Origin of the sequence: Sphingobacterium daejeonense (assembly GCF_901472535.1) — a bacterium.
GTDB classification, from domain to species: Bacteria; Bacteroidota; Bacteroidia; order Sphingobacteriales; family Sphingobacteriaceae; genus Sphingobacterium; species Sphingobacterium daejeonense.
Map to the genome: position 1 here is coordinate 3,688,456 of NZ_LR590470.1, position 24,619 is coordinate 3,713,074.

General features: G+C 37.3%; 33 protein-coding genes, 1 tRNA gene and 2 pseudogenes. 13 read left to right on the plus strand and 23 right to left on the minus strand.

The annotated features are described in order from the left end of the window. Nucleotides 1–42: 42 nt before the first annotated feature. Nucleotides 43–591, minus strand: coding sequence for a Sec-independent protein translocase subunit TatA/TatB (locus tag FGL31_RS29190; protein WP_138093457.1), 549 nt, complete (start codon nt 589–591; stop codon nt 43–45). 153 nt (nt 592–744) lie between these two features. On the opposite strand from FGL31_RS29190, the gene FGL31_RS29195 reads away from it, so the two are divergent. Both FGL31_RS29195 and FGL31_RS29200 read left to right on the plus strand, forming a co-directional pair. Next, nucleotides 745–1,515: an MATE family efflux transporter gene (locus tag FGL31_RS29195; protein WP_317131058.1), complete on the plus strand. Its 771-nt coding sequence runs from the start codon at nt 745–747 to the stop codon at nt 1,513–1,515. Continuing rightward, nucleotides 1,505–2,122: an MATE family efflux transporter gene (locus tag FGL31_RS29200; protein WP_317131059.1), complete on the plus strand. Its 618-nt coding sequence runs from the start codon at nt 1,505–1,507 to the stop codon at nt 2,120–2,122. The genes FGL31_RS29195 and FGL31_RS29200 overlap by 11 nt, the downstream gene beginning before the upstream one ends. A gap of 54 nt (nt 2,123–2,176) precedes the next feature. Here the strand turns inward: FGL31_RS29200 and FGL31_RS17750 are convergent, their stop codons facing one another. The 4 genes from FGL31_RS17750 to FGL31_RS17760 all read right to left on the minus strand — a co-directional run bounded on the left by FGL31_RS17750 (nt 2,177) and on the right by FGL31_RS17760 (nt 7,605). Next, the gene (locus FGL31_RS17750) at nt 2,177–3,598 is read right to left on the minus strand and encodes a dihydrolipoamide acetyltransferase family protein (RefSeq protein WP_138093460.1); all 1,422 of its coding nucleotides are present in this window, start codon (nt 3,596–3,598) and stop codon (nt 2,177–2,179) included. A gap of 107 nt (nt 3,599–3,705) precedes the next feature. Next, complete coding sequence (locus FGL31_RS17755) at nt 3,706–4,956, minus strand: competence/damage-inducible protein A (protein WP_138093463.1); 1,251 nt, start codon at nt 4,954–4,956, stop codon at nt 3,706–3,708. Between the two features lie 23 nt (nt 4,957–4,979). Further along, nucleotides 4,980–5,684: a putative LPS assembly protein LptD gene (locus FGL31_RS26435; protein ID WP_394366156.1), complete on the minus strand. Its 705-nt coding sequence runs from the start codon at nt 5,682–5,684 to the stop codon at nt 4,980–4,982. A gap of 49 nt (nt 5,685–5,733) precedes the next feature. After that, the gene (locus tag FGL31_RS17760) at nt 5,734–7,605 is read right to left on the minus strand and encodes a putative LPS assembly protein LptD (RefSeq protein WP_232046911.1); all 1,872 of its coding nucleotides are present in this window, start codon (nt 7,603–7,605) and stop codon (nt 5,734–5,736) included. A gap of 195 nt (nt 7,606–7,800) precedes the next feature. On the opposite strand from FGL31_RS17760, the gene FGL31_RS26440 reads away from it, so the two are divergent. The 5 genes from FGL31_RS26440 to FGL31_RS17775 all read left to right on the plus strand — a co-directional run bounded on the left by FGL31_RS26440 (nt 7,801) and on the right by FGL31_RS17775 (nt 10,614). Further along, the gene (locus FGL31_RS26440; protein ID WP_232046912.1) at nt 7,801–8,313 is read left to right on the plus strand and encodes an N-acetylmuramoyl-L-alanine amidase family protein; all 513 of its coding nucleotides are present in this window, start codon (nt 7,801–7,803) and stop codon (nt 8,311–8,313) included. Then, on the plus strand, nt 8,264–8,695 hold the full coding sequence (locus FGL31_RS26445; RefSeq protein ID WP_232046913.1) for an N-acetylmuramoyl-L-alanine amidase family protein: 432 nt from the start codon (nt 8,264–8,266) through the stop codon (nt 8,693–8,695). Before FGL31_RS26440 ends, FGL31_RS26445 begins: the two co-directional genes overlap by 50 nt. 67 nt (nt 8,696–8,762) lie before the next feature. Continuing rightward, nucleotides 8,763–9,146: an N-acetylmuramoyl-L-alanine amidase family protein gene (locus FGL31_RS28295; RefSeq protein WP_262709162.1), complete on the plus strand. Its 384-nt coding sequence runs from the start codon at nt 8,763–8,765 to the stop codon at nt 9,144–9,146. Nucleotides 9,147–9,204: 58 nt separating this feature from the next. After that, nucleotides 9,205–9,609: an N-acetylmuramoyl-L-alanine amidase family protein gene (locus FGL31_RS28300; protein ID WP_262709163.1), complete on the plus strand. Its 405-nt coding sequence runs from the start codon at nt 9,205–9,207 to the stop codon at nt 9,607–9,609. A 57-nt stretch (nt 9,610–9,666) separates the two neighbouring features. Then, nucleotides 9,667–10,614, plus strand: coding sequence for an MlaD family protein (locus FGL31_RS17775; protein WP_099371818.1), 948 nt, complete (start codon nt 9,667–9,669; stop codon nt 10,612–10,614). A 330-nt stretch (nt 10,615–10,944) separates the two neighbouring features. Here the strand turns inward: FGL31_RS17775 and FGL31_RS26450 are convergent, their stop codons facing one another. From FGL31_RS26450 to FGL31_RS17805, 8 genes are all read right to left on the minus strand, one after another. After that, on the minus strand, nt 10,945–11,655 hold the full coding sequence (locus FGL31_RS26450) for a S9 family peptidase (RefSeq protein ID WP_232046914.1): 711 nt from the start codon (nt 11,653–11,655) through the stop codon (nt 10,945–10,947). Nucleotides 11,656–12,815: 1,160 nt separating this feature from the next. After that, nucleotides 12,816–13,055: a hypothetical protein gene (locus FGL31_RS26455; protein WP_138093466.1), complete on the minus strand. Its 240-nt coding sequence runs from the start codon at nt 13,053–13,055 to the stop codon at nt 12,816–12,818. A gap of 142 nt (nt 13,056–13,197) precedes the next feature. Continuing rightward, entirely contained in the window at nt 13,198–13,740 is a 543-nt protein-coding gene (locus FGL31_RS28305; RefSeq protein ID WP_262709164.1) for an inner membrane CreD family protein, read from the minus strand. Further along, nucleotides 13,694–14,476 (minus strand): inner membrane CreD family protein, encoded by a 783-nt coding sequence (locus FGL31_RS28310; RefSeq protein WP_262709261.1) that lies wholly within the window; start codon nt 14,474–14,476, stop codon nt 13,694–13,696. The genes FGL31_RS28305 and FGL31_RS28310 overlap by 47 nt, the downstream gene beginning before the upstream one ends. Then, on the minus strand, nt 14,442–14,696 hold the full coding sequence (locus tag FGL31_RS26460; protein ID WP_232046915.1) for an inner membrane CreD family protein: 255 nt from the start codon (nt 14,694–14,696) through the stop codon (nt 14,442–14,444). The genes FGL31_RS28310 and FGL31_RS26460 overlap by 35 nt, the downstream gene beginning before the upstream one ends. Beyond that, nucleotides 14,686–15,168 (minus strand): Coq4 family protein, encoded by a 483-nt coding sequence (locus tag FGL31_RS17795; protein WP_171017723.1) that lies wholly within the window; start codon nt 15,166–15,168, stop codon nt 14,686–14,688. The genes FGL31_RS26460 and FGL31_RS17795 overlap by 11 nt, the downstream gene beginning before the upstream one ends. A gap of 79 nt (nt 15,169–15,247) precedes the next feature. Continuing rightward, nucleotides 15,248–15,550 (minus strand): winged helix-turn-helix domain-containing protein, encoded by a 303-nt coding sequence (locus tag FGL31_RS17800; protein ID WP_138093472.1) that lies wholly within the window; start codon nt 15,548–15,550, stop codon nt 15,248–15,250. Beyond that, a complete protein-coding gene (locus tag FGL31_RS17805) occupies nt 15,547–16,170 on the minus strand; it encodes a hypothetical protein (protein WP_099371823.1) in 624 nt (207 codons plus the stop codon). The genes FGL31_RS17800 and FGL31_RS17805 overlap by 4 nt, the downstream gene beginning before the upstream one ends. A gap of 317 nt (nt 16,171–16,487) precedes the next feature. Here FGL31_RS17805 and FGL31_RS17810 point away from each other — a divergent pair. The 4 genes and pseudogenes from FGL31_RS17810 (at nt 16,488) to FGL31_RS29210 (ending at nt 17,975) form a co-directional block, all read left to right on the plus strand. Then, nucleotides 16,488–16,569, plus strand: a tRNA-Leu gene (locus FGL31_RS17810). A gap of 71 nt (nt 16,570–16,640) precedes the next feature. Then, nucleotides 16,641–17,111 carry a trigger factor family protein gene (locus FGL31_RS29205; protein WP_317131060.1) on the plus strand — a complete coding sequence of 157 codons (471 nt, stop codon included), beginning with the start codon at nt 16,641–16,643 and terminating at the stop codon, nt 17,109–17,111. Nucleotides 17,112–17,126: 15 nt separating this feature from the next. After that, nucleotides 17,127–17,390: pseudogene (locus FGL31_RS30580) on the plus strand (trigger factor); the annotation flags it as partial. Continuing rightward, nucleotides 17,370–17,975 carry a trigger factor gene (locus tag FGL31_RS29210; RefSeq protein WP_512745633.1) on the plus strand — a complete coding sequence of 202 codons (606 nt, stop codon included), beginning with the start codon at nt 17,370–17,372 and terminating at the stop codon, nt 17,973–17,975. The pseudogene FGL31_RS30580 and the gene FGL31_RS29210, both read left to right, overlap by 21 nt. A gap of 215 nt (nt 17,976–18,190) precedes the next feature. Here the strand turns inward: FGL31_RS29210 and FGL31_RS17820 are convergent, their stop codons facing one another. After that, nucleotides 18,191–19,669 carry a DUF3943 domain-containing protein gene (locus tag FGL31_RS17820; RefSeq protein WP_138093475.1) on the minus strand — a complete coding sequence of 493 codons (1,479 nt, stop codon included), beginning with the start codon at nt 19,667–19,669 and terminating at the stop codon, nt 18,191–18,193. 112 nt (nt 19,670–19,781) lie between these two features. Here FGL31_RS17820 and FGL31_RS17825 point away from each other — a divergent pair, with 112 nt between their 5' ends. Then, nucleotides 19,782–20,471 carry a hypothetical protein gene (locus FGL31_RS17825; RefSeq protein ID WP_138093478.1) on the plus strand — a complete coding sequence of 230 codons (690 nt, stop codon included), beginning with the start codon at nt 19,782–19,784 and terminating at the stop codon, nt 20,469–20,471. 57 nt (nt 20,472–20,528) lie between these two features. Here FGL31_RS17825 and cysM read toward each other — a convergent pair. The 9 genes and pseudogenes from cysM to FGL31_RS17855 all read right to left on the minus strand — a co-directional run bounded on the left by cysM (nt 20,529) and on the right by FGL31_RS17855 (nt 23,939). Then, nucleotides 20,529–21,402: pseudogene (cysM, locus tag FGL31_RS17830) on the minus strand (cysteine synthase CysM). Then, a complete protein-coding gene (locus FGL31_RS29215; protein ID WP_317131062.1) occupies nt 21,402–21,686 on the minus strand; it encodes a serine O-acetyltransferase in 285 nt (94 codons plus the stop codon). Before FGL31_RS29215 ends, cysM begins: the two are co-directional and overlap by 1 nt. Further along, entirely contained in the window at nt 21,683–22,210 is a 528-nt protein-coding gene (locus FGL31_RS17835) for a serine O-acetyltransferase (protein ID WP_317131063.1), read from the minus strand. Before FGL31_RS17835 ends, FGL31_RS29215 begins: the two co-directional genes overlap by 4 nt. Before the next feature lie 34 nt (nt 22,211–22,244). Further along, nucleotides 22,245–22,412, minus strand: a complete 168-nt coding sequence (locus tag FGL31_RS28315) for a DUF3037 domain-containing protein (RefSeq protein ID WP_317131064.1) — start codon at nt 22,410–22,412, stop codon at nt 22,245–22,247. Continuing rightward, the gene (locus FGL31_RS17840) at nt 22,376–22,627 is read right to left on the minus strand and encodes a DUF3037 domain-containing protein (RefSeq protein ID WP_262709166.1); all 252 of its coding nucleotides are present in this window, start codon (nt 22,625–22,627) and stop codon (nt 22,376–22,378) included. The genes FGL31_RS28315 and FGL31_RS17840 overlap by 37 nt, the downstream gene beginning before the upstream one ends. Continuing rightward, complete coding sequence (locus FGL31_RS29220) at nt 22,617–22,898, minus strand: hypothetical protein (RefSeq protein WP_317131065.1); 282 nt, start codon at nt 22,896–22,898, stop codon at nt 22,617–22,619. The genes FGL31_RS17840 and FGL31_RS29220 overlap by 11 nt, the downstream gene beginning before the upstream one ends. Beyond that, entirely contained in the window at nt 22,871–23,404 is a 534-nt protein-coding gene (locus FGL31_RS17845; protein WP_317131066.1) for a HipA family kinase, read from the minus strand. The genes FGL31_RS29220 and FGL31_RS17845 overlap by 28 nt, the downstream gene beginning before the upstream one ends. Nucleotides 23,405–23,407: 3 nt before the next feature. Beyond that, a complete protein-coding gene (locus FGL31_RS17850; RefSeq protein ID WP_138093481.1) occupies nt 23,408–23,704 on the minus strand; it encodes a DUF4269 domain-containing protein in 297 nt (98 codons plus the stop codon). A 25-nt stretch (nt 23,705–23,729) separates the two neighbouring features. Next, a complete protein-coding gene (locus tag FGL31_RS17855; protein ID WP_138093484.1) occupies nt 23,730–23,939 on the minus strand; it encodes a DUF4269 domain-containing protein in 210 nt (69 codons plus the stop codon). A 127-nt stretch (nt 23,940–24,066) separates the two neighbouring features. Between FGL31_RS17855 and FGL31_RS17860 the strand changes: the two genes are divergently transcribed. Continuing rightward, nucleotides 24,067–24,606, plus strand: a complete 540-nt coding sequence (locus FGL31_RS17860; protein ID WP_099371862.1) for a DUF1599 domain-containing protein — start codon at nt 24,067–24,069, stop codon at nt 24,604–24,606. Nucleotides 24,607–24,619: the final 13 nt, after the last annotated feature.

Consider the following 24,619-nt stretch of genomic DNA (forward strand, 5'->3'; position numbering starts at 1 on the left):
TGTTGGAAGAATACCAACAGCTTTTAGATATAAGAATATTTTCTAGGCTTGTTTAGAATTATTATCTTCTAATGGATTTTTATCAACTTCAGGAGCAGGGTTCTCCTTAGCAGCATCTTCTGCTGCATTATCTTCAACTGCAGGGGCATCATTATTCGCAAAGTGGTCATTGTAACCATAGCTATAATAATCATCTGCTGTTGGAGTAGTGTAAGGTTTGTGCTCATAAGTTCCTGCTGGTGCAGTAAATTGAGGCACTTTCTTTTCAGCAACAACTTCTTCTTCCGTTACGACCTCATTTTCATTTGAAGCCAAAGTGTTTTCAAAATCTTGGGTTGGTGTCGCAGCAGGTTTCTTTTGTTCAGGCTCTCTTTCAATATCGGCCTTTACATCGTCAATTTCTTTTTCAAAATTGTTGATCTGATCTGAAATCTCTCTTTTAATCCCTTCTGAAGCATCTTTAAATTCCCTTATTCCTCTGCCCAGTCCTCTTGCTAACTCTGGTAATTTCTTGCCACCGAAAAGTAATAATGCCACTAAAATAATCAGCATCATCTCTTGGGTACCAATGTTCAAAAACGCTAAATTCATCTCTACTTTATTAATTGATAATAAGCTAAGGTAAGTCTATTATTTTTTTTCAGCAATAAATTCCTGTAATTATTTAGCAACAAAAAGTTAAACTAAGATGATTTTCTATGCGAGTTATAACTTGTACCTTTGTGCTCCTTATTATTTTATTATATGCTCCAGAACTTCAAATCCAATAAAATATATTATCTAAGCACGATGGCCTTGGCAGGTCCGGTTGTGATTTCACAGCTTGGGCATACCTTGGTGCAGACTGCAGATACTATTATTGTTGGCCAATTCGCAGGTACGATTTCATTAGCAGCTGTTTCATTGGTGCACTCCGTTTTTATGGTTGTGTTGGTAATTGGGTTAGGTATTGCCTACGGACTTACCCCTCTGATTGCTCAAGAAAACGGAAGACATAATTTTAAGGAATGTGCTCAATTATTGTCGAATAGCTTCTGGTTGAATCTGGTCTCAGGAATATTATTGTTCCTATTTGTTTACTATGGTTCCATGTATGCCATGCAGCATGCAGATCAAGATCCATTGGTGGTAGAAACTGCGAAACCCTATCTGTTTATATTGAGTTTATCAATTGTTCCTTTGATGATCTTCAATACGTTTAAACAATTTGCTGAAGGCTTAGGTTTTACAAAACAGGCCATGAATATTACGATTTGGGGAAATGTATTGAACGTAATCATAGCAGTCATTCTTGTAAAGGGTATGTTCGGTATTGAACCTATGGGGGTAAGAGGTGTTGGTATTGCCACACTGATTGACCGTATTGTGATGATGGCAGTGATGGCATGGTATGTATTGAATTCTGTGAATTTCAAAAGGTATATCCAACATTTTTCTGTTAAGTTCATCGATTTTGATAGCGTAAAAAAAATATTGAAGATCGGTGCTCCCGTAGCTATGCAATATGTATTTTGAGATTGGGGCATTCGCAGGTGCAGCATTGATTGCTGGAAAGATTGGCGCCATTGAACAAGCAGCACACCAAACTGCGATTACTCTTGCTGCAATGACCTATATGATGGCAAGTGGGATTGCTTCTGCTGCAACCATCAAAGTAGGAAATGCCTATGGCAACAAAAACTTCTTTAGACTTCAAAAGTTTGCTACCGTATCCTACCATCTTGTACTGGTATTTATGATAATTTGTGCGATTATATTTGCTGTCTTCAATCAATATTTACCATACATAATTACCAAGGATAAAGAAGTAATTGTGATGGCTGCCCAGTTGTTAATCATTGCTGGGATGTTTCAATTGTTTGATGGAACTCAAGTCGTGGGGTTGGGAACTTTGAGAGGAATGGGTGATGTGAATATCCCTACCTTTATTACGTTCTTTGCTTATTGGGTAGTGGGATTACCGATTGCTTATGTATTGGGCATTACGCTGAACATAGGGGTCAAAGGAATCTGGTATGGACTAACCTTAGGACTTTTAACCTCATCCATTCTTCTATATTTTAGATATCGTTATATGGTTCAAAAGAAATTACCTAGAAACCAAGTTTTGGTTCAGGGGTAATAAAAAAGAAAACGGCTTAGGAAATCCTAAGCCGTTTTTCTTTTTTATCTTGAATTATATAACTCTTTCAGAGTCCCAATTTTCTAAATAATCTGCTACTCTACGGATGAATTGTCCTCCAAGTGCTCCATCAATTACACGATGGTCATAAGACATAGAAATATACATCATGTGTCTAACAGCAATTACATCACCGAATTCTGTTTCCAAAACTGCAGGTTTCTTCTTAATAGTACCAACTGCTAAAATTGCAGCTTGAGGTTGATTAATAATCGGCATCCCGAATATGTTTCCAAAGGCTCCAATATTAGTAAAGGTGAAGGTTCCTCCTTGGGTATCATCAGGTTTCAATTTATTTCCCCTAGAACGATTAGCTAAATCATTCACAGATCTTGAAATCCCTGTTAAGCTCAATTGATCTACATTCTTGATGACTGGAACTATCAGATTTCCTGATGGCAATGCTGTGGCCATCCCTATATTAATGTTTTTCTTGCGAATAATATTGTAGCCGTCTACCGAAACATTAACCATTGGAAAGTCTTTAATAGCTTTGGCTATTGCTTCAATGAAAAGTGGTGTAAAAGTTATGTTTTCACCTTCAGATTTCTTATAAGCATCCTTTACTTTATTTCTCCAATTCACCAGGTTCGTAACATCGGCTTCAACTACAGAAAAAACATGTGGCGAAGTTTTAACACTGTTGACCATGTGGTCAGCAATTAATCTACGCATACGGTCCATTTCAATAATCTCAGAATCGCCATTGCTGCTCTTTACTACTTGAGCAGGCGGAGTCTGTATAGCTTCTTGTTTTTCAACCTTAGGTTGATGAATTTCCTCTTCGACTGGAGATGCAGGCTTAGGAATTTGAACACCTTTGTTTTTTTCAAGGAAATTCAGAACATCCTGTTTCGTTACTCTGCCTTCCCCACCGGTCCCAGGAATGCTATCCAACTCTTGTTGGGATATACCTTCTTGTTGAGCAATATTTCTCACCAATGGAGAATAGAATCGTAGACCTGAATTGATTTGTTGATGATTCTCTTGGAAAGATGGTCTTTCGGCAACCTGATCAATTCCTGGAATTTGTTCTTCAGAAGATTGAACAGATTCTTGTGTACTTTCTTCTGATATATTTCCCTCAGCTGCTGGTTCTGAATGATTGTTTTCAGCTTCATTTTCAACATGCTCCTCGTGTTGAGGGGCTTGTTCTTGATGGTCAGCTTCAGGACCGTCAACCTCGATCAATGCGATGACATCACCAACTTGTACTACTTGATTTTCTTCGAACAATCTTTCTTTAAGAATACCAGAAACTGGCGATGGGACTTCAGAATCGACCTTATCGGTAGCAAGTTCAACCACCGCATCATCTTCATCGATTTGATCTCCAACCTGCTTTACCCATTTGGTCAATGTCGCTTCTGACACGCTCTCTCCCATCTTGGGTAACAATAGTTTATATATAGCCATCTATAATTATTTGGATTGTTAGATTACTAAGTTAAATATTTATACTTACTTGACAAGTGAACAAAATTAAATATTTTGCAGGATATACTGAACAAAATAACATTCTGTCAATTCTGGAGTTCTGCTTGATATAAGTTCCATAGCATCAGGAATGCCTGAGCTGTAGTGCGTTCAATATTAATTAGCCTGTCGTGATGAAAATGAAATAACTTCGTTTTCACTTCATTTTTCCCAGCTACAGCAACCCACACTGTCCCTACTAGCTTTTCAGGTGTACCACCATCTGGTCCAGCAATCCCACTTGTTGCTATGGCATAATCCACATTCAATAGTTGTTTTACACCATTTGCCATCTGAATTACCGTTTCCTCGCTAACAGCACCATGCGCTTTTAAGGTTTCTATAGATACACCCAACACACCTTCCTTAACTTCATTCGCATAAGAAACAACAGCACCTTGAAACATTTTGCTAGATCCTGGAATTTCTGTAATCAATCTGGAAATATTACCTCCTGTACAACTTTCTGCAGTTGCCAATGTAAGTTTATGGTCTGAAAAACTACGAACAATTACTTCTTCAAAACTAACATCTTCAGTAGCCACTACTGTAGGTCCAATACGTTCCACAAATTTATTCTTCCATTCCTCAGCTTCAACTTCAAGGGCATCGATATCCTTCCCTGTTAATGTCAGTCGCAATCTTACAAGACCAATTTTTGGTAGGTATGCCAGGTGAACATGATTAGGAAAAGTGTTTTCGATTTCTGCGATATGTTCTGCTAAATGCGATTCGCCAATTCCAACGGTTAGGATATATTTATTAACAACTTTTTCCTCGGTCTGAAATTCTTTAAGTTTTGGCAAGACTCGGAAAGTCATTAAGTTTTTCATTTCAAAAGGAACCCCAGGAAGGAAAATGTAGACCTTTTGATCGTGTTCTACCCACATGCCAGGTGCAGTGCCCCAGTCATTGAATAAAACCTCACAATTAGCCAACACCTGTGCCTGTCCTTTATTGATATCTGGCATCGTTCTATTAAACCGCTGAAAAATCTGTTGAACATGGTCCATCACATCTTGGTTAAACACCAGATCAGTATGGAAGAATTTTGCTGCAGTGAATTTAGTGACATCATCTTTGGTAGGACCTAATCCACCTGTACAAATAATAATATCTGCACGCGACCCTGCATCTGCCAGTGCAGACAAAATATGATCTTCAGTATCTGTAATAGAAGTGATTTGTTGTATTTGAATTTGCTGGGCAAATAACTCTTGGGCAATCCAGGCTGAATTGGTATCCACAATCTGTCCAAGCAAGATCTCATCACCAATGGTAATAATTTCAGCTTTCATAGATATCGTATTATTTAGAGCTTTTAATATGTGAAATGGCTCTGTCTCTTGGTTAATTTTAAATCCTGCAAAATCGATGCTTTTGCTCGAATGGTGATGTTATAACTCTTATATCTTCCAAATGGCACCCAACCTACCGACATATCCCAACAGTGTAGGTCACGATAGATACTGATCTGACTCATGGAAGCTTCTTTTTGCACAAAGTCATATCCTGTGTTGAATTGAACTTTCCATTTCGGGGTTACATTGAAATCACCATGTACATTTACTGTACTTGTAATTCTAGTTTCCATCTGCATTCTTTCACGGCTGAAAACCTGGTTATAGTTCATGCTGAAGGATCCCGCTAAATTCCAAGGAATATTGAAATCTACGAATGCATTTGGATCAGTACTGATTCTTGCTAATGCTTGTGCCTGCTCAGGCGTAAGGTTAGGCATAGAACTACGTAAGGAATCTATATTTTCACTTCGATTTTCATTTGCCTTAGGGTTTAAGCTATAATCAAATGATAATCCAAAATTAGTCAATCGCGCTAATTTACCGTCTTTAATCGCAAAGCGATCAATTCTAGTACCGGTATACCTATCATAAGAATAAGGATCGAATGAACCATTAAAGTTGACATTTACTTTTTTGTCAAACAATGCTGTACGACCAGAGAAGCTAATTTGAGATAGTTTTAGTGAGTCGGCAGCAACATTATAATTTCCGCTAAAGGTCAAACCTTGAATAATCGGAACTTTCTTGACGCCAGTACCCGTAGTATCTTTATCATTTCCGGATTTTAGCCTCTAAGTTATTATCAACTGAAAATCCTATCCCAAATGATTTGCCAGCCCCTGGAGTTCCATAAACTCCATTTTCGAAAATCGAATATCTTTTATATACTCCATTTTCATCCGTAAAATCCCTGTAAAAATTATATCTAGGATCTGAGAAATCAGGCCTATAGTTAACATTAATAGATGGGGTAATGGTATGACGCATGGCCTCAACCTTACCAATTTTTCTGTTCATCTGACCATAGATCTTGGTTGAAAGACCGGTAGATACAGAATAATCATAAGCCCGTTTGAAACCCTGCAAGGTATCTTTTACAGCCTTGAACCCATAAGGTTCATTGGTCAGCCTATTACGTACAGACTGAAGATACCAACGCTCGGTGTAATTAAATGAAGTATTGAATTGGAAATACTTCATCACATTTAAACTCAGACTTACTGGAATATTATGTTGGATACCATTTGTAAAATCGCGAATTGATTCTTTTCTGAACAATAAAGAATCTTTGGTTTGGATTCTGTTTTGACCTTGTAAGCTATAACCTACTGTAATTCTCTGATACCATTTTTGTTCACCAATACGATCTTTAGAATCAAATGGGTTAAAGGTAGCTACGTTTAAACTTATGGTAGGTAAATCTAAGGTTAAGTCTCCAGTTGAAAGGTTTTGGTCATGGGACATATTAGCTGTAAAATTCACCTTTCCATCTGCAAATACTTTTCCATAAGCAATTGATGAGCCCATCCTATTATTGATTGCTTCCATCGGATTATATTGTCCTGTTGTTGCAGCATTTCTATAGGCATTACGAGAACCAAAATTTACCGAAGCTGAGAATGAAGTTCCTGGGTTGGCTTCTTGTCTTTGGCTATGGTTCCAGGTAAACCTGAAGTTCTTTTCGCGGCCAAAGCTGTCAGTACCTTCAACACCCTGAACATAAGATCCGTATTGAAGAGCAAAGTTACCGTTGAATTTATAATTTACTAAATATTGCGTTCTTATATTCGCTTCCCAAGTACCTTTGGAATATAATGTTCCTCTAATTTCAGAATCCCAATAATCATTGAACGTAAGGTACCAGCCTAGGTCACGCATTGCGAAACCGCGGGCAGCGTCTTCACCAAATGATGGAAATAGAAATCCAGAACTCTTTTTATCCTGTTTAGGGAAAAAACCAAATGGAATAGCTAAGAATTTAATTGGTATATTCTCGACAACTAAATAGGAAGGTCCTGCGATAATCTGTTTTTGAGTAATCACTCCTTTGGTAATCTGTATACCAAAGTGCGTATGAGGGTAAGGTAGATTACAGGTCGAATAGAGCCCTTGATATAGGGACATTTCATCATAGATGTTCTTTCTGACCTCACGTGCCTGGATATAACCCCCATCGACCTCAGTCATGACGCCAAAGGTTTTGGGCACTTGTGTTTTGTAATTATAGAGCAGGGAATCGACAGCAATTGGAGACTCTCCCGGCATAATAACCACTGGCCGTCCTACATATTTGCCATTATGGTCTATGACACCCGTTGCAAATAATACATTCGTATTTCTATCTAATCGGATGTAATCAGCTGCAAGTTCAAAACCTTCATATTTTACCTTCGCGCCTTTATAGAGATGTAAAATATTCTTGCTAACTTCATTCCATGATGAGTCATTTGCGGTAATTGTTACTACCGTTTCAAGACCACTTTCATTATTCATATGAACGGTGTCTTGCCCATTAACATCTTTGAAATTATTTTTGGAAGTATCTGTAGGAATAGTATCTCTTTGAAGGGAATCTATTGTAACATTTTGATTGTTAGTATTAGGTCTTACCTGAGCATGAAGCACAGATAGCCCTACAAACAAAAACAGAACAGAAAGTAAAAAACAACTTAAGGCCTTCAAAATGAAATATGAATGTTATTTTTGTGCTAATTTTAAACTCTTGTTGGCAAAAATAGTCAAAAATCAATAACAACGATTAGGTTTTTGATAAAGTTCACCATATTTAACAGTTTAATCAACAATGTTGCTGGCAAGACTTAAATAATGACGTTAACTATGCATTTTAATAAATCTACAAAAATTAGCTTAGCAGTATTCGCAATCCTTCTACCTACGATTTTCTTCAGCAGTTTAGTCAATTCTCAAGAGAAAGAAAATCAGGACAATACCACTTCACAAACCACTCAAAATAATAAAGCATTTAAATTGGTCGTTATCGACCCGGGACATGGTGGAAGAATACCAGGAGCTTATGGAAGTATTTCTGCCGAAAAAGACATTGTGTTACAAGTAAGCAAGAAATTAAAAGAAGCTATAGAAAAAGAAATGCCCGGTGTAAAGGCGATGTTGACAAGAGATACCGATATTGATGTTCCTTTTCACGAAAGAACAGCATTAGCGAATAAAAACCATGCTGATCTTTTTATTTCCATTCACTGCAATTCAGCGAATTCAGAAAAAAGAGTACGTGGGAAAAATGGCAAGTATGTAACTCAAACAATCCGTAGACCGCAAGTTAGTGGAACGGAAACTTTTGTTTGCGGTTTTAACAGGTTGCAAAAAAGGTGAATCAGAAGTTGCCGTAAGGGAGAATGCCGATATTTTATTCGAAGAGAATTATCAAGAGAATTATGGTGGCTTTGATCCGAATGATCCATCCACCTATATCATTTTCTCCTTGATGAAAAGGACTTACAGAGATAAGAGCATTCGTTTTGCAACTTATATTCAAAACGAGTATGTGAAAAAAGGAAGGTCTAATCGTGGTGTACAAGAATTATCATTAGCGGTTCTTGCTTCCGCAGCAATGCCAGCAGTACTTACAGAGATCGGATTTATCTCAAATCCCGATGAAGAGAAATTTATGTTGTCAGAAAATGGACAAGCAGAGATTGTGGGCAACCTAGTTGATGCCATAAAACATTATAAAACCAGTACTGGTTTACAATAAGGTATAGAATTTGTTAGAAAACAGAAACAAAAAGGATAAATTGAAAAATTTTATTAAAACGAAGAAGGTGTTTGGGAAAGTAAGTTTAGTAATAACCTGTGTTTCAGTCGTATTATTAGCGAGTTTTAAGCCGATTGATCCACAAGATGATCAAGGGACTCAAAGAAAATTAAAAACAATCGTTCTAGATGCTGGACATGGAGGGCATGATTCAGGGGCAGTTGGACGACAATCAAAAGAAAAAGATATCGCCTTGCAAGTAGCCCTGAAACTTGGAAAAAAAATCCAAAAAGAATTCCCGGGGATTAAGGTCGTGTATACTCGTACAACAGATGTGTACCCGAAATTGTATGAAAGACCTGCATTAGCTAATAAGCATCATGCAGATTTATTTATTTCTATCCACTGTAACTCAGGTGGCGCATCATCACGTCGAGTAAAAAAACAGTAGAGGGAGATATGTAACTCAACGTGTTTTAAATACCTCTGCTAAAGGTACAGAAACCTTGGTGCTGGGTTTTAGCCGTACAGGCGACCAAGATGTAGCTATTCGTGAAAATGCTTCCATCCTAATGGAAGAAAACTACAAAGAAAACTACGGTGGTTTTGACCCTAAGGACCCTTCAACTTATATTGTGTTCTCCTTAATGAAAAGAAGATATAGAGAACAAAGCATTAAGTTAGCTTCTTATATGCAGGATCAATTCGCAGGATCGAACAGGACTGATAGAGGTGTCAAAGAACAATCACTGGCAGTATTGGCGACAGCAGGAATGCCAGCAGTACTTACTGAAATTGGTTTTATTTCTAATCCCGACGAAGAAAGGTTCATGATGTCATCAGCAGGTCAAGAATCTATTGTAAATGATTTATTTAATGCTATAAATACATACCGAAAGAGTGTAGAAAAATAAACTTTTTTCTTAAATTGGCGGTAGAAATAAAGTAAACACTATATAACTAGGGTAATTTTGAAAATATCTAACGAAACTAAAGTCGGAGCATTAACCAGTATTGCTATTGCTATATTATTTATTGGCTACAGTTTCCTTAAAGGAAACAATGTATTTAGCAGCGAAAATACTTTTTATACCGAATATGATAATGTTGACGGACTAGCGGTTTCTAAACCTGTTTTGGTCAGCGGATTTCAGATTGGTAGAGTCTCCGACCTTACTCTACAGCCAAATGGAAAAATCAGAACAGAATTTAAGATTAAAAATGAATACGATATTCCATCCAATACCGTCGCTAGAATTGTAAGTGCCGACCTTTTGGGAAGTAAAGCAATTGTATTCGAACTTGGAAACAGTACAACTATGGCCAGAAATGGAGATCCTCTCCTTTCGGATGTACAAGCCAACCTGATGGAAAAAGTAGAACCTCTACAAAAGAAAATCGAAAACTTAGTGGTAAAACTCGATTCCGTACTATCTGGTGTAAACTCTGTATTGGACGAGAACTTTCAACGTGACTTCAAAAGCAGCGTTCATAGTATTTCAGTTTCTTTGAAAAATCTTGAAAAGATCACTGGTGATGTAGATGGATTGATGGGTGCCGAGAAAAATCGCTTGAGTAAGATTCTTTCAAATATGGAGTCCATTACCATGAACTTCAAAAACAATAATGAAAAAATCAATTCTATATTAGCGAATTTGGACAACCTTTCAGATGACCTTTCTAAAACTGAAATCAAAGCTACAGTGGACAATGCTAATCAAGCCATGAAAGATGTGATGGAAATCACCAATAAAATCAATACAGGCGAAGGTTCTTTAAGCCAATTGATTCATGATGAGAAATTGTACAATAACCTTACTAATGCCTCTGAAAGCTTGGATCAATTAGTAAAAGACCTGAAAGAAAACCCAGGGAAATATTTGAAAATCTCAATCTTTGGTAAGAAGGATACGAAGTAGATGTGGGATATGAGATGTGGGATGTGGGATATGAGATGTGGGATGTGGGATATGAGATGTGGGATAGAAAGCGTATTAGCAAACGAAGTAGATGTGGGATATGAGATGTGAGATGTGAGATAGAAAGTGTATTAGCAAACAAAGTAGATGTGGGATGTGGGATGTGAGATGGGGATGTGGGATTGAAAGTGTTAATGAAGGTTGATTGATGAGGTGGGATAAGAGTTGGAAAGTAATTAAATAAACAAGATAATAAAATAAGGGTTCGGTGTGCCGAACCCTTATTTTATTTTAATCAGTATTGTGAATTTTAATCACTATTCTGTTCTATTACTTTTTCAAAGTTTCGTCTAGCCATCCGAAGAATTCTCTTTGCCACACTTGAGCGCTTTGTCCTGATAACACCCAGTGGTTTTCATCTGGAAGATATACCAATCTACTTTTTACCCCTCTTAATTGTGCTGCTTGAAATGCTTCTAAGCCTTGGCCGATTGGAACACGGTAATCTTTACCTCCCTGAAATATTAATATCGGAGTATCCCATTTCTCTATATGGTTGCTCGGGTTGAACTCAGTATAGGTTTTCTCATTTGCTTTATCCCAATACGGTCCTCCTAGATCATGATTGGCGAAGAACAATTCTTCTGTTGTACCATACCAAGATTTCATGTCAAACAAACCGCAATGTGAAATAAATGACTTGAAACGTCCTTCGTGAACTCCAGCCAACTGGAATACAGAATACCCTCCGTAACTAGCGCCAACCGCTCCTAGCCTATCTTTATCTACATATGATTCCTTAGCAATATCATCTATTGCTGAAAGATAATCCTGAATTGCTTGTCCACCCCAATCTTTGGAAATTTGCTCATTCCATTTTACTCCCCATCCAGGCATGCCACGACGGTTTGGAGCAATTACAATATATCCTTGGGAAGCCAACAACTGAAAATTCCAACGGAAGGAATAAGATTGTGTAGTTGCAGATTGAGGCCCTCCCCTGACAAAACAAAAGTGTAGGGTATTTCTTAGTAGGATCAAAATCTGGCGGGTAGATCACCCATGAGAAAAGATCTAAGCCATCTGTTGCCTTAGTAATCCTTGCTTCAACTTTAGTATCTGCAACAGTAGCATACATCTGGTCGTTGACATTGGTAATCGGTGAAAGAGACTTGGATTTAAAATTAAACATAAATACCTCTGTCGCTCTAGTCATTTTAGTAGAGGTAACAACCAAGCCATCCTTTACTTCACCAACAATTCCAGTAATATCAAAATCACCTGAGGAAATTTGTTTGATATTTGGCAGAGACATATTCTTAAGATTGGCAGGAATCTGCAATTCAAAAACCTGAACCGTCCCTTTAGTAGGTGCTACAAAATAGATTTTCTTATTGTCTTTGCTCCAAGTATATGAATTGACGGTACCATCCCAATGGGCCGTAAGATTTAGCTTTTGCCCAGACACAGGATCTTGAATATAGATATCATTTTTATCTGCTTCATATCCGTCCGTTTTCATGCTCAACCAGGTCATCATTTTCCCATCAGGGCTAAAACCAGGTGTATTGTCATAGCCGTTCATTCCTTCGGTCAGGTTTGTAGTTTTTCCTGAAGCCAAATCATAACGATAAATATCTGTGTTGGTACTTTGAGCATATTCAGTACCGAACTTCTTCTTGCAAACATATAGTACGGATTTGCCATCAGGAGCCCAAGCAAGGTCCTCTGCCCCACCAAATGGCATTGTCGGAGAATAATAAGGTTCATCAGCCATTATGTCCTTTGCCTCTCCAATCTTTCCATTATCATAGGTGGCAACAAAAGGATGGTTAAACTTCCCGTCGTTCCAAGTATCCCAATGCCTGTAATCTAAATTATCATAAATATATACATTGGATTTAGGAAGGTCTTCATACTTGTTAGGGCTATAATATGGTTTCAGAAGTACAGCTTTGCTAAAAAGGATATGCTTTCCATCAGGGGAAATTTTCACATTTTCAAGGCCATCTTCATAATTCGTCAATTGAATAGAATTGCCATCCTTAAGGTTCTTTTTCCAAATCTGTCCTTTGAACATGTAAAGGATATCATCGCCTTCAACCTTTAAAACAGATTCAGATCCCGCCTCAGAGGTAAATTGTTTAGCCTCTCCTCCGTTTACAGGAATAACAAAAAGGTTCTTTTCAGATTTATTCTCTTCAAAATTGATAATTTGAAACTCCATATATCAATTGAGAACCATCTTTGGAAAGCCCCTCGGCTGTAACTCTTCCCAATTCCCATAATTTCTTTGGGCTCAATGGTTCAACATTTACAGAACGCCTTACGCGATTTTCTACTTTTGGACGATCCACCTTTTGCGGAACTTCTTTTCCTTCTTGTGCAATAACCATATTATTGATCAATAAGAATGCGCCAATCCATGTTATCTTGTGCATAATTTAAAATTCGTTTTGCCTGCCAATTTACTAAAGTTGACAGGCAAAGCGAAATCATGATCTAAATTCTGCGGCTGACTTTCCAAAAATAACAGCCACATGCTCGTCAGATACATTCTTATGGATGTTTTACTTAGCTTGATCATTGCTTTTCAAATTGGTACCAATTTATTTTTGTTGATAATCTCATCAAGACAGCAAGAATAATGAATAACCCAACAGTACCCACGATTAATGAATAATCTCTGAGTTGCAACAGCACAAATATAAATGTATAAAACAGGGTTAAAATAGCAGCAAAATTCAGTGCCGATTTCATATCCTTGGTTATCGCTTTTATAAATGATGATATCAATACAATGGTGGCTATAGCGGCTATAAGATAAGCCATGTTAAAGCCTATATGTTCAGAAATCGCAAGCAATAGCGCATAGAATAATACCATTGCAAATCCAATCAACACATATTGAATGATGTGAACTCTTTGCTTTTTGATAATTTCCATAAATACTAGAGAAATGAAAGTCAGAGCGATCACCAAAGCTCCATATTTTGTTACTCGAGTTGATTTCTGATAGTTATCTACATTTGGCAAGAAATTAATCTGAACCATATCATAATCATTCGCTAATGTCTGGCTATCTGTTACGCCATTGGCAGCAGCAAACACTAGCAGAGGCTGCATCTTGATAGGAGATGTTACCGTCAGCTTCATTTGCTAAATCAATTCCCGAGAAATCATAAATACGCATAGGATCTCCTTTCCATTGCTGAGGCTGCTTCCTGCTAAAGTCAGGAATATTCCAGCTGGCTTTAAAAGTTTCTCCAACTTCTCTCTCATCAGGTAAAAAATTGCCGTTGAAACTTGGATTTGACCATTTACCAGTTGCCATGATTTTTGTCTGGCTAGCAAGAGACAAGAAGTTCAAAGATTTTGAACCTTTTAAATCCATGTTGATTTCAAATGATTTATTTAATGACTCATTTCCTTCCAAAGGCAAATCAACAGTTAGATTTTGATTGAATAATCTGAGGTCTTGTTCATATTTTCCCATCTCATATTCCTTGCCATCCCATTTGAATTTAGGACTTGCGGAAATACCTTTAATATCTTGAATCCCAAAGACTAATTTTGCTTCATTCCACTTCAGGTCTGCGGCTTGAATTTTCAATTTATCCAAATCAAAGTTTTTAAAATTCCCTTTAATATTGATCTTTGAGTTATAGACAATAGCTTGGTAGATGCCTCTTTTCAGCACTGTAGGTTCTACATCCGCCTGGATTTGAGTTTGGTCAGCCATTAAATAGGCATACTCAGTCTTAACAGTGCGGCTAATCGAACTGCTCTTGCCATCGGAGGACGGCTCCACAGTTTCTAACACGATATCATAGGGAACTGCTATTATTGGACTTGTAACCACCTGTTCCAAACCCCCATTTTCGAGCAATCTCTGTTGATACATTCGACTCTCGATTGTTCCGCTCTGAAATCAAATCTCCGATCAATCCCAACGGAATCAATAGAATCAGCATCAAGAAAAATATTACAAAGATCTTTAGAATCAATGAATCGGTTATCTTTTCGATCAAGGTCTTTTGAGAACTATTCTCAGTGCCTTGGTTTAATGAATTATTTTCCATGTTTTAGTAGATTTACTTGAAGTGTTAGTTGTTTGTTATAAAATGAGTTTTGTAATTCAATGATAGATTCAGAAAGGAATTCCTTGAATTCTATATGGTAGAATTTATGCATGGATTTTCCTTTCCTATAAGAAGACCAATAATACTGACTGTGCTCAGGAAAGATTAAAGTACCAATAAATAACATCGCAATCAGGTAAAGACTGATTTTCCCATTTCCAAATAAGAGATATTGCATTGCAATCTCATCAGAAATGTCAGTTCCAGTTTCTGTCAATAGGTGAAATACATCATGATTTTCTAGCTTTGGCATTACGTCAAAGCCCTTTTCTTGATAAAACATTCCCATTGCGTAGCCCAAACTTCCTTGCGGATAGTTTAAAAAATCTTGTTTTGAAATGCCCCATGCCGCTTTATATCCTTTAAAAAGCTCAGCATACAACCTGGATGACCAGTTGTATAAAAATAACATGAATTTTAATCGTAGTCCTCTCATTTTTTTTCTTTTCAAAAAGTACTTTGACTTTCAAAGTATGTAGTTAAAAAAAATTTTATTTATACTGTTGTTTAATTAAACTCTCAAGCGCAATCAAATGATTTTCAAATGCTTTTTGTCCTTTATCTGTTTTACTATAGCTGGTATTTGGCTTACGATCAATAAAGGTTTTACTAACCAAAATGTATCCCTCCTTTTCCAAACTTTTTAAGTTGGATGCAAGGTTACCATCTGTCACCTCCAACAATTCCTTCAAAGAATTGAAATCATAGGAATCATTTGCCATCAATATACTCATGATTTGCAGGCGGACCCTATTTTCAAATACCTTGTCATATAATGTTAAATCCAGACTCACTTTCTTTCGTACTTTTTATGGACAATTAACCCGTAAACGATATGTAATACTCCAAATCCCAAGGCCCAAAACACGACTCCATATCCAGGGAAGGCCAAAGCTAACAAGCCTAAGATGATTTCCAAAATTCCAAGTACTCTTACTTCACGGAACGTGAATACACTTGCAGCAGCTAACGAAAGACCATAAAATATCAACAGACTGGATGCAACCAACCCAAATACACCTTGACTGATAAGGATAATTGAGAATAGACCTCCTGTTATCAATGGAATAGCCATCGCCTTTAATAATGCTTTACTGGTCGGATTCCAAATACTCTGTCCTGCTTTTTTTGCTTTTGCCTTAGCCATGATCACCCCTACGATAACTGAAACTGCCAATACAATAAAAGCTATGATAATAAGTTTCCACAATACTTGTTCATCCAGAACATAATAATCCCTATATCCAAAAAGGCTTCTGGATCCATATACTACAAAATATGCTGCAGTTGCGCCTAACAATGCAAAACAACCAATCAAAACTCCCGATAGTCCACTGATGGACATAAATTTCGACGACTTCTCCATCATGGAGCGGATCTGGCCTATTTCTTTTAAGATATCTCTCTGGTCCATAAAAGTACTTTGTGTTTCAAAGTAAGTGCAAATATTTCATACTCCCAAATAATTTTTATTTTTTTTTCACAACAACACCGGAATTGGTAAAATTAGGAGGAAATCAGGATACTATTTTAGCTATATAATATTTGATTCTTGGTTGAATTTAGGGCATTATCTCATTCTTAGCGTCTAGCGCAACCAAAAAACGGCGTCAATTGAAAAATTAGGTCGTTAACATACAAACAGTTATGAGTAGATATCCAAAAAATAGTAAAAAAAGCTTGACATATATAGGTTTGGTTTCTATCTTTGTGCTCAATAAAATCCTAACTGCGGAAGTGGCGTAATTGGTAGCCGCACCAGACTTAGGATCTGGCGCCGCAAGGCGTGGGGGTTCGAGTCCCTTCTTCCGCACTTGATGTCCTCCCGAAAATTAAACGTCGGGAGGATTTTTTTTATTAATTGCGAAAAGCTAAAACAAGAGTATGAATATTTCACACCAGAACATTGATGACATCAACGCTAATATCCAAGTGGAAATAGCACCTGAGGACTATAATCCACAGGTTGATAAAGCAATTAAAGACCAAGCAAAACAAGCTAAACTACCAGGCTTCCGCCCAGGGATGGTTCCTACTGGACACATCAAACGTCTGTACGGTAAAGCGATCTTATTCGATGAGATCAATAAAATTATCAATGATAAAATTGCTGAATATATCAGTGAACAAAAACTAGAAGTATTAGGACAACCTCTTCCGAAAGAAGAAGATAAAGACGGTCAATACAACTGGGATTTCAAAGATACTTTTAACTTCGACTACGAAATCGTTTGGCTCCTCAATTCGATATTCCGTTCTCTAACGAGACTGAATTTACTGAATACGACATCAAAGCTGATGAGGAAACTCTTGCTGAACGTATCAAAAACTTGCGTCGTAGCTATGGTAAAATGACTAAACCCAGAAGTTTCTGAAGAAGGTGATGTCCTTTATGCTACTTTGAAACAAGATAAAGAAGAAGGTATCGAAAAAACAACTTCGATCCGTACGGATATTATCGAAGATGCTAAAGTGAAAAAATCACTTGTAGGATTGAAAAAAGACGATACTGTAAAAGTAGACGTTAAAAAAGCTTTCAAAGTTGCTGACTTAGCTCGTATCCTTGGCGTAACTGAAGATGAAGCTGAAAACTTAGACGTTACTAAATTCGAATTGACAGTTAAAAACATCAATAGATTAGAAGAGTCTGACTTGAACCAAGAGTTTTTCGATAAATTGTTCCCTGCTGGTGAAGTAACTACAGAAGAACAATTCAACGAAAAAGTAAAAGAAGAAGTTGAGAACTTGTTCAAACAAAACTCAGCTCAGAAATTACGCAACGATATGTATACTTTCGGAATGGAGAAAGTTGATGCGAAATTCCCTGAAGAATTCTTGAAAAAATGGTTGAAAGCAACTAACCCGAACTTAGAAGCTACTGAAATCGAAGAAGGATTCGAAGATTTCTTGAACAACTTGAAATGGACAATCATCGAAAACCGCATCGTAACAGCTAATAACTTAGAGGTTAAATATGATGAGGTTGTAGATCTAGCGAAAGAACGTATCTATGCTCAGATCAAAATGTACAACATCAATGAAGAACCTACTGATGAGCAATTACAACAATTTGCAATGCAATTGTTAGGCGACAGAGAGCAAGCTAACCGTTTGTTCGAAGAAGTGAAAGCTTTGAAAGTGTTCGATCAATTAAAAGAAACTGTTAAAATCAAATCTAAAAAGATTGATTTTGACAAATTCGAAAAGCTTGACAAATAAGAAAAGCACGAATTAGTTATAAAATAGAAAAAGGCTTGAAATTTATATTTCAGGCCTTTTTATTTATACAGTAACTCTTCATTATCATTTAAAGAAATTGATGATTTACTAGAACTAAATGACAAGGCCATTCCTGCATTGAAGTCTTATACCGTTTTTGGTCCAATCGGGTGCTCGAATTGAAAGGTTAGAATCGGTAATAGAACGGATAAATTTTAAAAGAAAATGTTATAACCTACTGAAAGTCGTCCATAGGGATATTCCCTGTTGAAATCAGGATATTGTTGGTCCCTGAAATGTCCTTGCAAATTGAAATATCCAGAACTTAGATTAATCGACCACCTCTTGTATAACCTGAGGCTAGCCTCAACATTCAAACCATGTAAAACATAATATGAATCAGTTCCAGATATAGTAAAGAAAACACCACCATTATAATCAGCACTCAACATAAATCGGTTGAGGATCATCAAATCTCCTCTAAATCTATAGGATGCCCCCGGTCCATAATTATAATTTCGACTTGCACCGTATAAAAGATATGGATCTGGTACCGCAGCCAAAACAACTGCACCTGCACCAACACTCAGATTCAGTCGATTCCCTTTCTTGTACCTGAATTCAGATAGCCAATTATAATTCAAACTCTGGGCGCCATAAAAGAAAGCATCGTTGTTATAGAAGTCATAATGCGCATTTAGGGTGCCATAATGATCTCCTTTTTGGGACTTGAAAAACTTGGCCCCGTAAAGTAGAGCATGAACATTCACAGCATTGATAAATGAACTATCCCCATTCCCTAATTCAAGGTTGACCGAGAATTGATCAAATGGTCTTTTATAATTATGGTCCCCATTGCTATAGCGGAATCTCAATCTTCCATAAAAAGCATTCTTACCCTCATTTAGAAAGTCTCCTTCCTTAGCGTCAAATCTTCGAATTCCCAAATCCACTTCTGCCGTGATTACGGATGAATCCGCACCATAATAATCATCGATCTTCTTGCCCCATTTTCCATCCAAAAACCTGTTTAAACCATTTATTGGGTTTACTATGGTTGCTACGATCTCATTTCCCAATCGGTTGTGATCGGTTCTGTTCCTTGCCAAGATATTGCGGGATACTCGATGCATCATCTCCCCCATCAGGATGCCGCCAAATGTTGTATTGACCAAATCATTGATGGAAGGGTGTTGGGTCTCTCCTGCAGTCTCCCAGATATAACTACCAGCAACAGTAGCGAGACTAGACTGGTAAAAATTATAACCATTACTTCGAAAAGCATTAAAATATATCTGACCATGAAAAGGATGGTCAATCTGATTGGTCGTAAACTGGTTGTCATCCCAATCCCAAGCACTAAAACGCTGATGGTCTAAAAAGTTCTGAAAAGAGATGTATGAATATGGATCTTTTGTTATAAAGCGGTTAAAGGATGCCGGCAATGCCTGTGCAAGAAACCATTGAGCCCCTGCTCGCCAAAAATTCTTTTTACGCTTTGGATTTAAATCCCATTCAAGGGTATCATTTAAGAATTTGGGTTGGGTACTTAATGTGGAAAGACTATCCTCTCGAAATCTCAGGCTGTCACCAATAGACTTTGGCAAAGAATCCACCTGACCGAATGAGGTAGAAATCGATAAAATAAATAACCAAAAAAAACTAACTAATAGTATACTGTGAGATTTCTGCAAGGCTGCCCGTTTTAAAATTTGCGTAAAAATAACCCTTTGATATGAAGAATCAAACAGTTTGTGTTTTAAATGGTTTTAATTATATTTAAGAGATAACCAACAGAATAACAACATGAAAAGAATATTTTTAAGTTTGACGATTCTGCTGATGAGCTTTGCAGTCATGGCTCAGAGTAAGCAGTCCCTTACAGGAGCATACCTAGCTAAGGATGGCAATGTAAACCATTTATGGCTATTCGTAGATGGATACAGTTCTTATATCCAATACGAAGACAATAAGTATCTCTCAACTTGGGGTGGACCATTTTCTGAAGGCACCAATGGAATTCAAGTACAAGTAGAGTATAACGATGCTAAACCGGATGAAATTGGAAAAGCAAAGGAAACCAATGCCAAAGCAAATGCAGATGGAATTACAATGGGAAACCTAAATTTCAAAAAACAAGTTGCCAATAAGCAAGATTTGGATGGGCTATGGAGAATAACAGGTCGCAAGCAAGATAATAAAATGTCTGAAATCCCTCGGGGTGACCGCAAGACCATAAAAATACTGGTTGACGGGTATTTCCAATGGATTGCAATTAATCCTGCTGAGAAAGGATTTTATGGAACTGGTGGCGGAACATATACCTTTACCAACAAAAAATACACCGAAAAGATTCTTTTCTTTTCGAGAGATAATAGTCGCGTAGGTGCTGAACTTTCTTTTGATGGAGAAATCAAAGATGCCCAATGGCATCATAGTGGTTTGAGCTCCAAAGGAGATCCAATCTATGAAATATGGTCTCGTGATAACAAATAAAAATATACCATAAAAAGAATCGGGCTGATAAACTTATCAGCCCGATTCTTTTTATGATTAACCGAATAAATCGGAACTTAGGTATCTGTCGCCTCTATCACAAACAATAAATACAATAACACCTTCGTCTATTTCATTGGCTACTTTGAGAGCGGCATGAAAAGCTCCTCCAGAACTCATTCCAGCAAATACACCTTCCTTTCGAGCTAATTCTCTAGCCCTTTCTGTCGCATCCTTCTGGTCAATATCAATTACACGGTCCACTCGGGAAGGATCGAAAATCTTAGGAAGATATTCTTTTGGCCAACGCCTTATTCCCGGAATAGAAGATTCCTCGGTAGGTTGACAACCCACAATCTGAACATCTGGATTTTGCCCTTTCAAATAAATCGAACAGCCCATAATTGTTCCAGTTGTACCCATAGCACTTACAAAATGTGTTATTTTACCTTCCATATCTCGCCATATCTCAGGACCTGTGGTCTTTACATGAGCTTCATAATTATCAGGGTTCGAAAATTGATTTAAAATAAAATACTCTCCGCTTGCTGCCTTTTCTTCAGCATAATCGCGGCTGACCTCCATATTATCCAACAAAGTTACTTTTACCGCCAAATGCCTCCATAGTCAACGTCCTTTCTCTGGTAGAAGTAGAAGGTATCACCAATTCGATCTCCAATCCAAACATACTGGCAATCATAGCCAGTGCAATCCCTGTATTACCACTCGTAGCTTCAATCAATTTCGTATCCTTAGTAATTTCACCTCGTTCCATAGCCGAGCGAATCATATTTAATGCTGCCCTATCCTTGACGGATCCACCAGGATTATTGCCTTCTAATTTTGCAAATATTTTCACCTTTGGATTATCATGAAATCCTTTGATTTCAACCATTGGGGTATTGCCAATTAAGTCTATTATATTTCCCATTACATGATAGGTTTTGAGTCTATAAATTTAGAATTCGGTTGGTGATAAACTGTTGTATAAGGATCAACACTACTTGTCAGCCATACATTCCCGCCAATTACTGAATGGTGCCCTACTACAGTTTCGCCACCAAGAATGGTAGCACCAGCATAGATGATAACATGATCTTCAATGATTGGATGTCTTTGCGTATTGGCCATGTTCTTCTCAACACTCAATGCTCCTAAGGTTACACCTTGATAAAGTTTAACATGCTTGCCAATTCTTGTGGTTTCTCCAATCACAATACCAGTACCATGATCGATATGAAGGTACTCATCAATAAAGCTCCCGGATGAATATCTATCCCGGTTTTAGAATGCGCATATTCAGTCAATATCCTAGGAATTAAAGGTATTCCTTGAGTCCAGAGTTCATTTGCCAATCGATAGATACTAATCGCCAAAAAACCCGGATATGTTCTAATAACTTCATTTAAACTTTGAGCTGCTGGATCACCGTCCATTATCGCCTTTGCATCCGTAAGCATTCTCTCGTAAATAGATGGAAGATTGGTGAAAAACTGCTCCGAGATTTTTTTGATATTACAACTTGAACATGCTTTGGTTTTAAACAACATTAAATATAGATCAGCCTCAGATTGTTTAAATGCGTCCTCTATTTCCTGGACAGTATGAAAAGTCTTGGAGTTTCGCTCCGGAAACAACAAGTGCATCAACCCTACTGCCCATTGCGCAATAGCTTTGTTGCTGGGCATATCTTGAACAGCTTGTTGCTTTTGATAGATATGTTGATAAAAATCCTCCATTATTAATAGGTAAACGGTTTAAAGTTGAATTTAATTATAGTACTAATTTCTTGAATAACTCCTGATGGGTTTCTTTGGCATCGACACATAAACCCGGATGTACTGATGAACACTGGATTAAAGTGCTTCGTTTCGCGGTTAACCATCGGAACCTTTCAGTTTGATCTAATTGAGCCAAGGCTCCGCCAGCCTTAGTGCCCAAGCATACTTGTTTGATCGAATCCAGATGACTAGAATCTGTTCAAAATCAATCTCAGGACTCAATAAGGAACATCGTTCTTGATCTATATGGTACAATATATCAGCATAACGCTGCTTTCTACAGTAAAGTAAAACCCCAATATTCACAAATTCCTCCCGTTCTACACGTGGAACTAACCTTACAACAGCATATTCATATAAAGTTCTATCGTGCATTTTGAATCTGATTTACAAAGACCTCAGAATTTTCAGCCCTTTTTCCAATAAACTCTACATAAACGTCTCTTACCTGTTCAGCGTCAAGCCCTCTCACCTCATCTATCAACCATTCATCAGGAATGGCATCCAATACTTTTCTGATGTTTTCGCGGCTGAACATACTCTTGTAGTCTGCATCAATCTTATCGACAACACTAGCCTTCGATAATAAAACATGGTCCTTAATCTGAACAAAAGGTTTTAAGACCGTATCTTCCCAATTATCCAATTATGGTGGAAGTATAGAGCTGCACCATGATCAATAAGCCATAATTCCTTATGCCAAATCAACATATTGGTGTTTTTAACGGTCCTATCAACATTCATCAATAAACCATCCAACCATACAATTTTTGATGCCTCCTCTGCAGATATGTCATCCACATTCGCATCAAAGGTTATTGCTCCATTCAGGAAACTAACACCAAGGTTCTTGCCTACGGAAAATTTCAATAAATCTTGGATTTCTTCATCGGGCTCAGTTCTTCCAAACCCCTCATCCAGGTTGGCATAAACCATCTCAGGAACTCGCAATCCTAAAAATCTAGCCAATTCTCCACCAATAAACTCGGCAACCAATGCCTTTTTGCCTTGACCTGCCCCTCTGAATTTTATCACATAACTAAATCCATCATCGGCATCCACCAAACCAGGTAAAGATCCACCCTCCCGAAAAGGTTGAATATAGCGGGTAATCTCAACTTCCCGTATCTCAGGACTTTTTATCTCCAACATCTATTAATTATTATAAGTCAATAAGCTTTCATACGGGTCTCCTTCTAGATTTAGCAAATGGGCAAAGGCAGCCTCTGTCTTAATTCCTCCCGCTTTAAGCCTCAGAATTTCTGCTTTGAACACTTGGCCAAATTGCATAAGCAATTGATGTTCTTTCACCATATGCTTATATCCATATTGCTCAGTTACGACAATGCCTTCTGCATATAACTCAACCCGCATATCAGCAATTTTAAAGTTAACAATTCCAACTTCTTTTCCACGTAGAGTTTTGATTTTAAAGTTATATTCTTTGTGAATTCCGAAGTGTTTTAGACAATTCTTTTCAAATTCTTTTCAAATCATAAACCTCACATGCAATATCTAGATCGCTCTCCTCAATTGCAATATCAATCGGAATTGTTCCAATTAAAATGGGATTATACTCAGACAGATGTTCAAAAACCATATACTCCTTCAATAGATTGAAAGATTTTCTTTGAATTTCGCTTCCGTTTTTCAGATAGTCCAAGGTATGGAACATTGGATATTGCATAGTTCAAAGTTAATTGAATGACTCAATAAATATTGAATTTCGAAGAAATTGTACATCAATGTGACTGAAAGGTTAATGATATTCTAGCTATATTTGTGAGAGTCATACAATAATGCAAAATCAATTTATGGATACAAACACTGAATACAATCGTATTATAAGCATCTGTCAAGAATTATTTATCAAAAAAACCAAAGACTATGGTACTGCTTGGCGAATTTTACGATTAAGTTCTTTAACTGACCAGATCTATATTAAAGCCGCTCGTATCCGTTCTCTGGAAGAAAAAAAAGAATCTAAAGTTGGCGAAGGTGTCGTTGATGAATTTATAGGAATCATCAATTATTGTGTCATCGCACTCATGCAATTGGACTTCGGAAATACTGAAAACGAAAACCTAGACCCTAAAATTGTTGAAGAGAAATATTCCGAAAAAGTAAATCAGACTAGAGATCTTATGTTTGCCAAGAACCACGATTATGGCGAAGCTTGGCGTGATATGCGCGTCTCTTCTATGACAGATTTGATCCTGATGAAGTTGCACAGGGTTAAACAGATTGAGGACAACAACGGTCAAACACTAGTATCAGAAGGATTGCAAGCAAATTATCAAGACATGCTAAATTATGCGGTTTTTGCATTAATCAAATTAGGCTTAGCAAAATAATATATAACCATGA

What these genes read in the sequence shown, in the direction of transcription:
- FGL31_RS26455 (WP_138093466.1), bottom strand. Translation starts at nt 13,055, where the DNA reads ATGCACAAGATAACATGGATTGGCGCATTCTTATTGATCAATAATATG.
- FGL31_RS17755 (WP_138093463.1), bottom strand. Translation starts at nt 4,956, where the DNA reads ATGAAAGCTGAAATTATTACCATTGGTGATGAGATCTTGCTTGGACAG.
- FGL31_RS28305 (WP_262709164.1), bottom strand. Translation starts at nt 13,740, where the DNA reads ATGCAGCCTCTGCTAGTGTTTGCTGCTGCCAATGGCGTAACAGATAGC.
- FGL31_RS26460 (WP_232046915.1), bottom strand. Translation starts at nt 14,696, where the DNA reads ATGGAAAATAATTCATTAAACCAAGGCACTGAGAATAGTTCTCAAAAG.
- FGL31_RS17750 (WP_138093460.1), bottom strand. Translation starts at nt 3,598, where the DNA reads ATGGCTATATATAAACTATTGTTACCCAAGATGGGAGAGAGCGTGTCA.
- FGL31_RS17795 (WP_171017723.1), bottom strand. Translation starts at nt 15,168, where the DNA reads ATGTTATTTTTATACAACTGGTCATCCAGGTTGTATGCTGAGCTTTTT.
- FGL31_RS26440 (WP_232046912.1), top strand. Translation starts at nt 7,801, where the DNA reads ATGCATTTTAATAAATCTACAAAAATTAGCTTAGCAGTATTCGCAATC.
- FGL31_RS17860 (WP_099371862.1), top strand. Translation starts at nt 24,067, where the DNA reads ATGGATACAAACACTGAATACAATCGTATTATAAGCATCTGTCAAGAA.
- FGL31_RS17855 (WP_138093484.1), bottom strand. Translation starts at nt 23,939, where the DNA reads ATGCAATATCCAATGTTCCATACCTTGGACTATCTGAAAAACGGAAGC.
- FGL31_RS17845 (WP_317131066.1), bottom strand. Translation starts at nt 23,404, where the DNA reads ATGTTGGAGATAAAAAGTCCTGAGATACGGGAAGTTGAGATTACCCGC.
- FGL31_RS17835 (WP_317131063.1), bottom strand. Translation starts at nt 22,210, where the DNA reads ATGGAGGATTTTTATCAACATATCTATCAAAAGCAACAAGCTGTTCAA.
- FGL31_RS29205 (WP_317131060.1), top strand. Translation starts at nt 16,641, where the DNA reads ATGAATATTTCACACCAGAACATTGATGACATCAACGCTAATATCCAA.
- FGL31_RS29190 (WP_138093457.1), bottom strand. Translation starts at nt 591, where the DNA reads ATGAATTTAGCGTTTTTGAACATTGGTACCCAAGAGATGATGCTGATT.
- FGL31_RS29195 (WP_317131058.1), top strand. Translation starts at nt 745, where the DNA reads ATGCTCCAGAACTTCAAATCCAATAAAATATATTATCTAAGCACGATG.
- FGL31_RS17805 (WP_099371823.1), bottom strand. Translation starts at nt 16,170, where the DNA reads ATGGACCAGAGAGATATCTTAAAAGAAATAGGCCAGATCCGCTCCATG.
- FGL31_RS17825 (WP_138093478.1), top strand. Translation starts at nt 19,782, where the DNA reads ATGAAAAGAATATTTTTAAGTTTGACGATTCTGCTGATGAGCTTTGCA.
- FGL31_RS17840 (WP_262709166.1), bottom strand. Translation starts at nt 22,627, where the DNA reads ATGCACGATAGAACTTTATATGAATATGCTGTTGTAAGGTTAGTTCCA.
- FGL31_RS29200 (WP_317131059.1), top strand. Translation starts at nt 1,505, where the DNA reads ATGTATTTTGAGATTGGGGCATTCGCAGGTGCAGCATTGATTGCTGGA.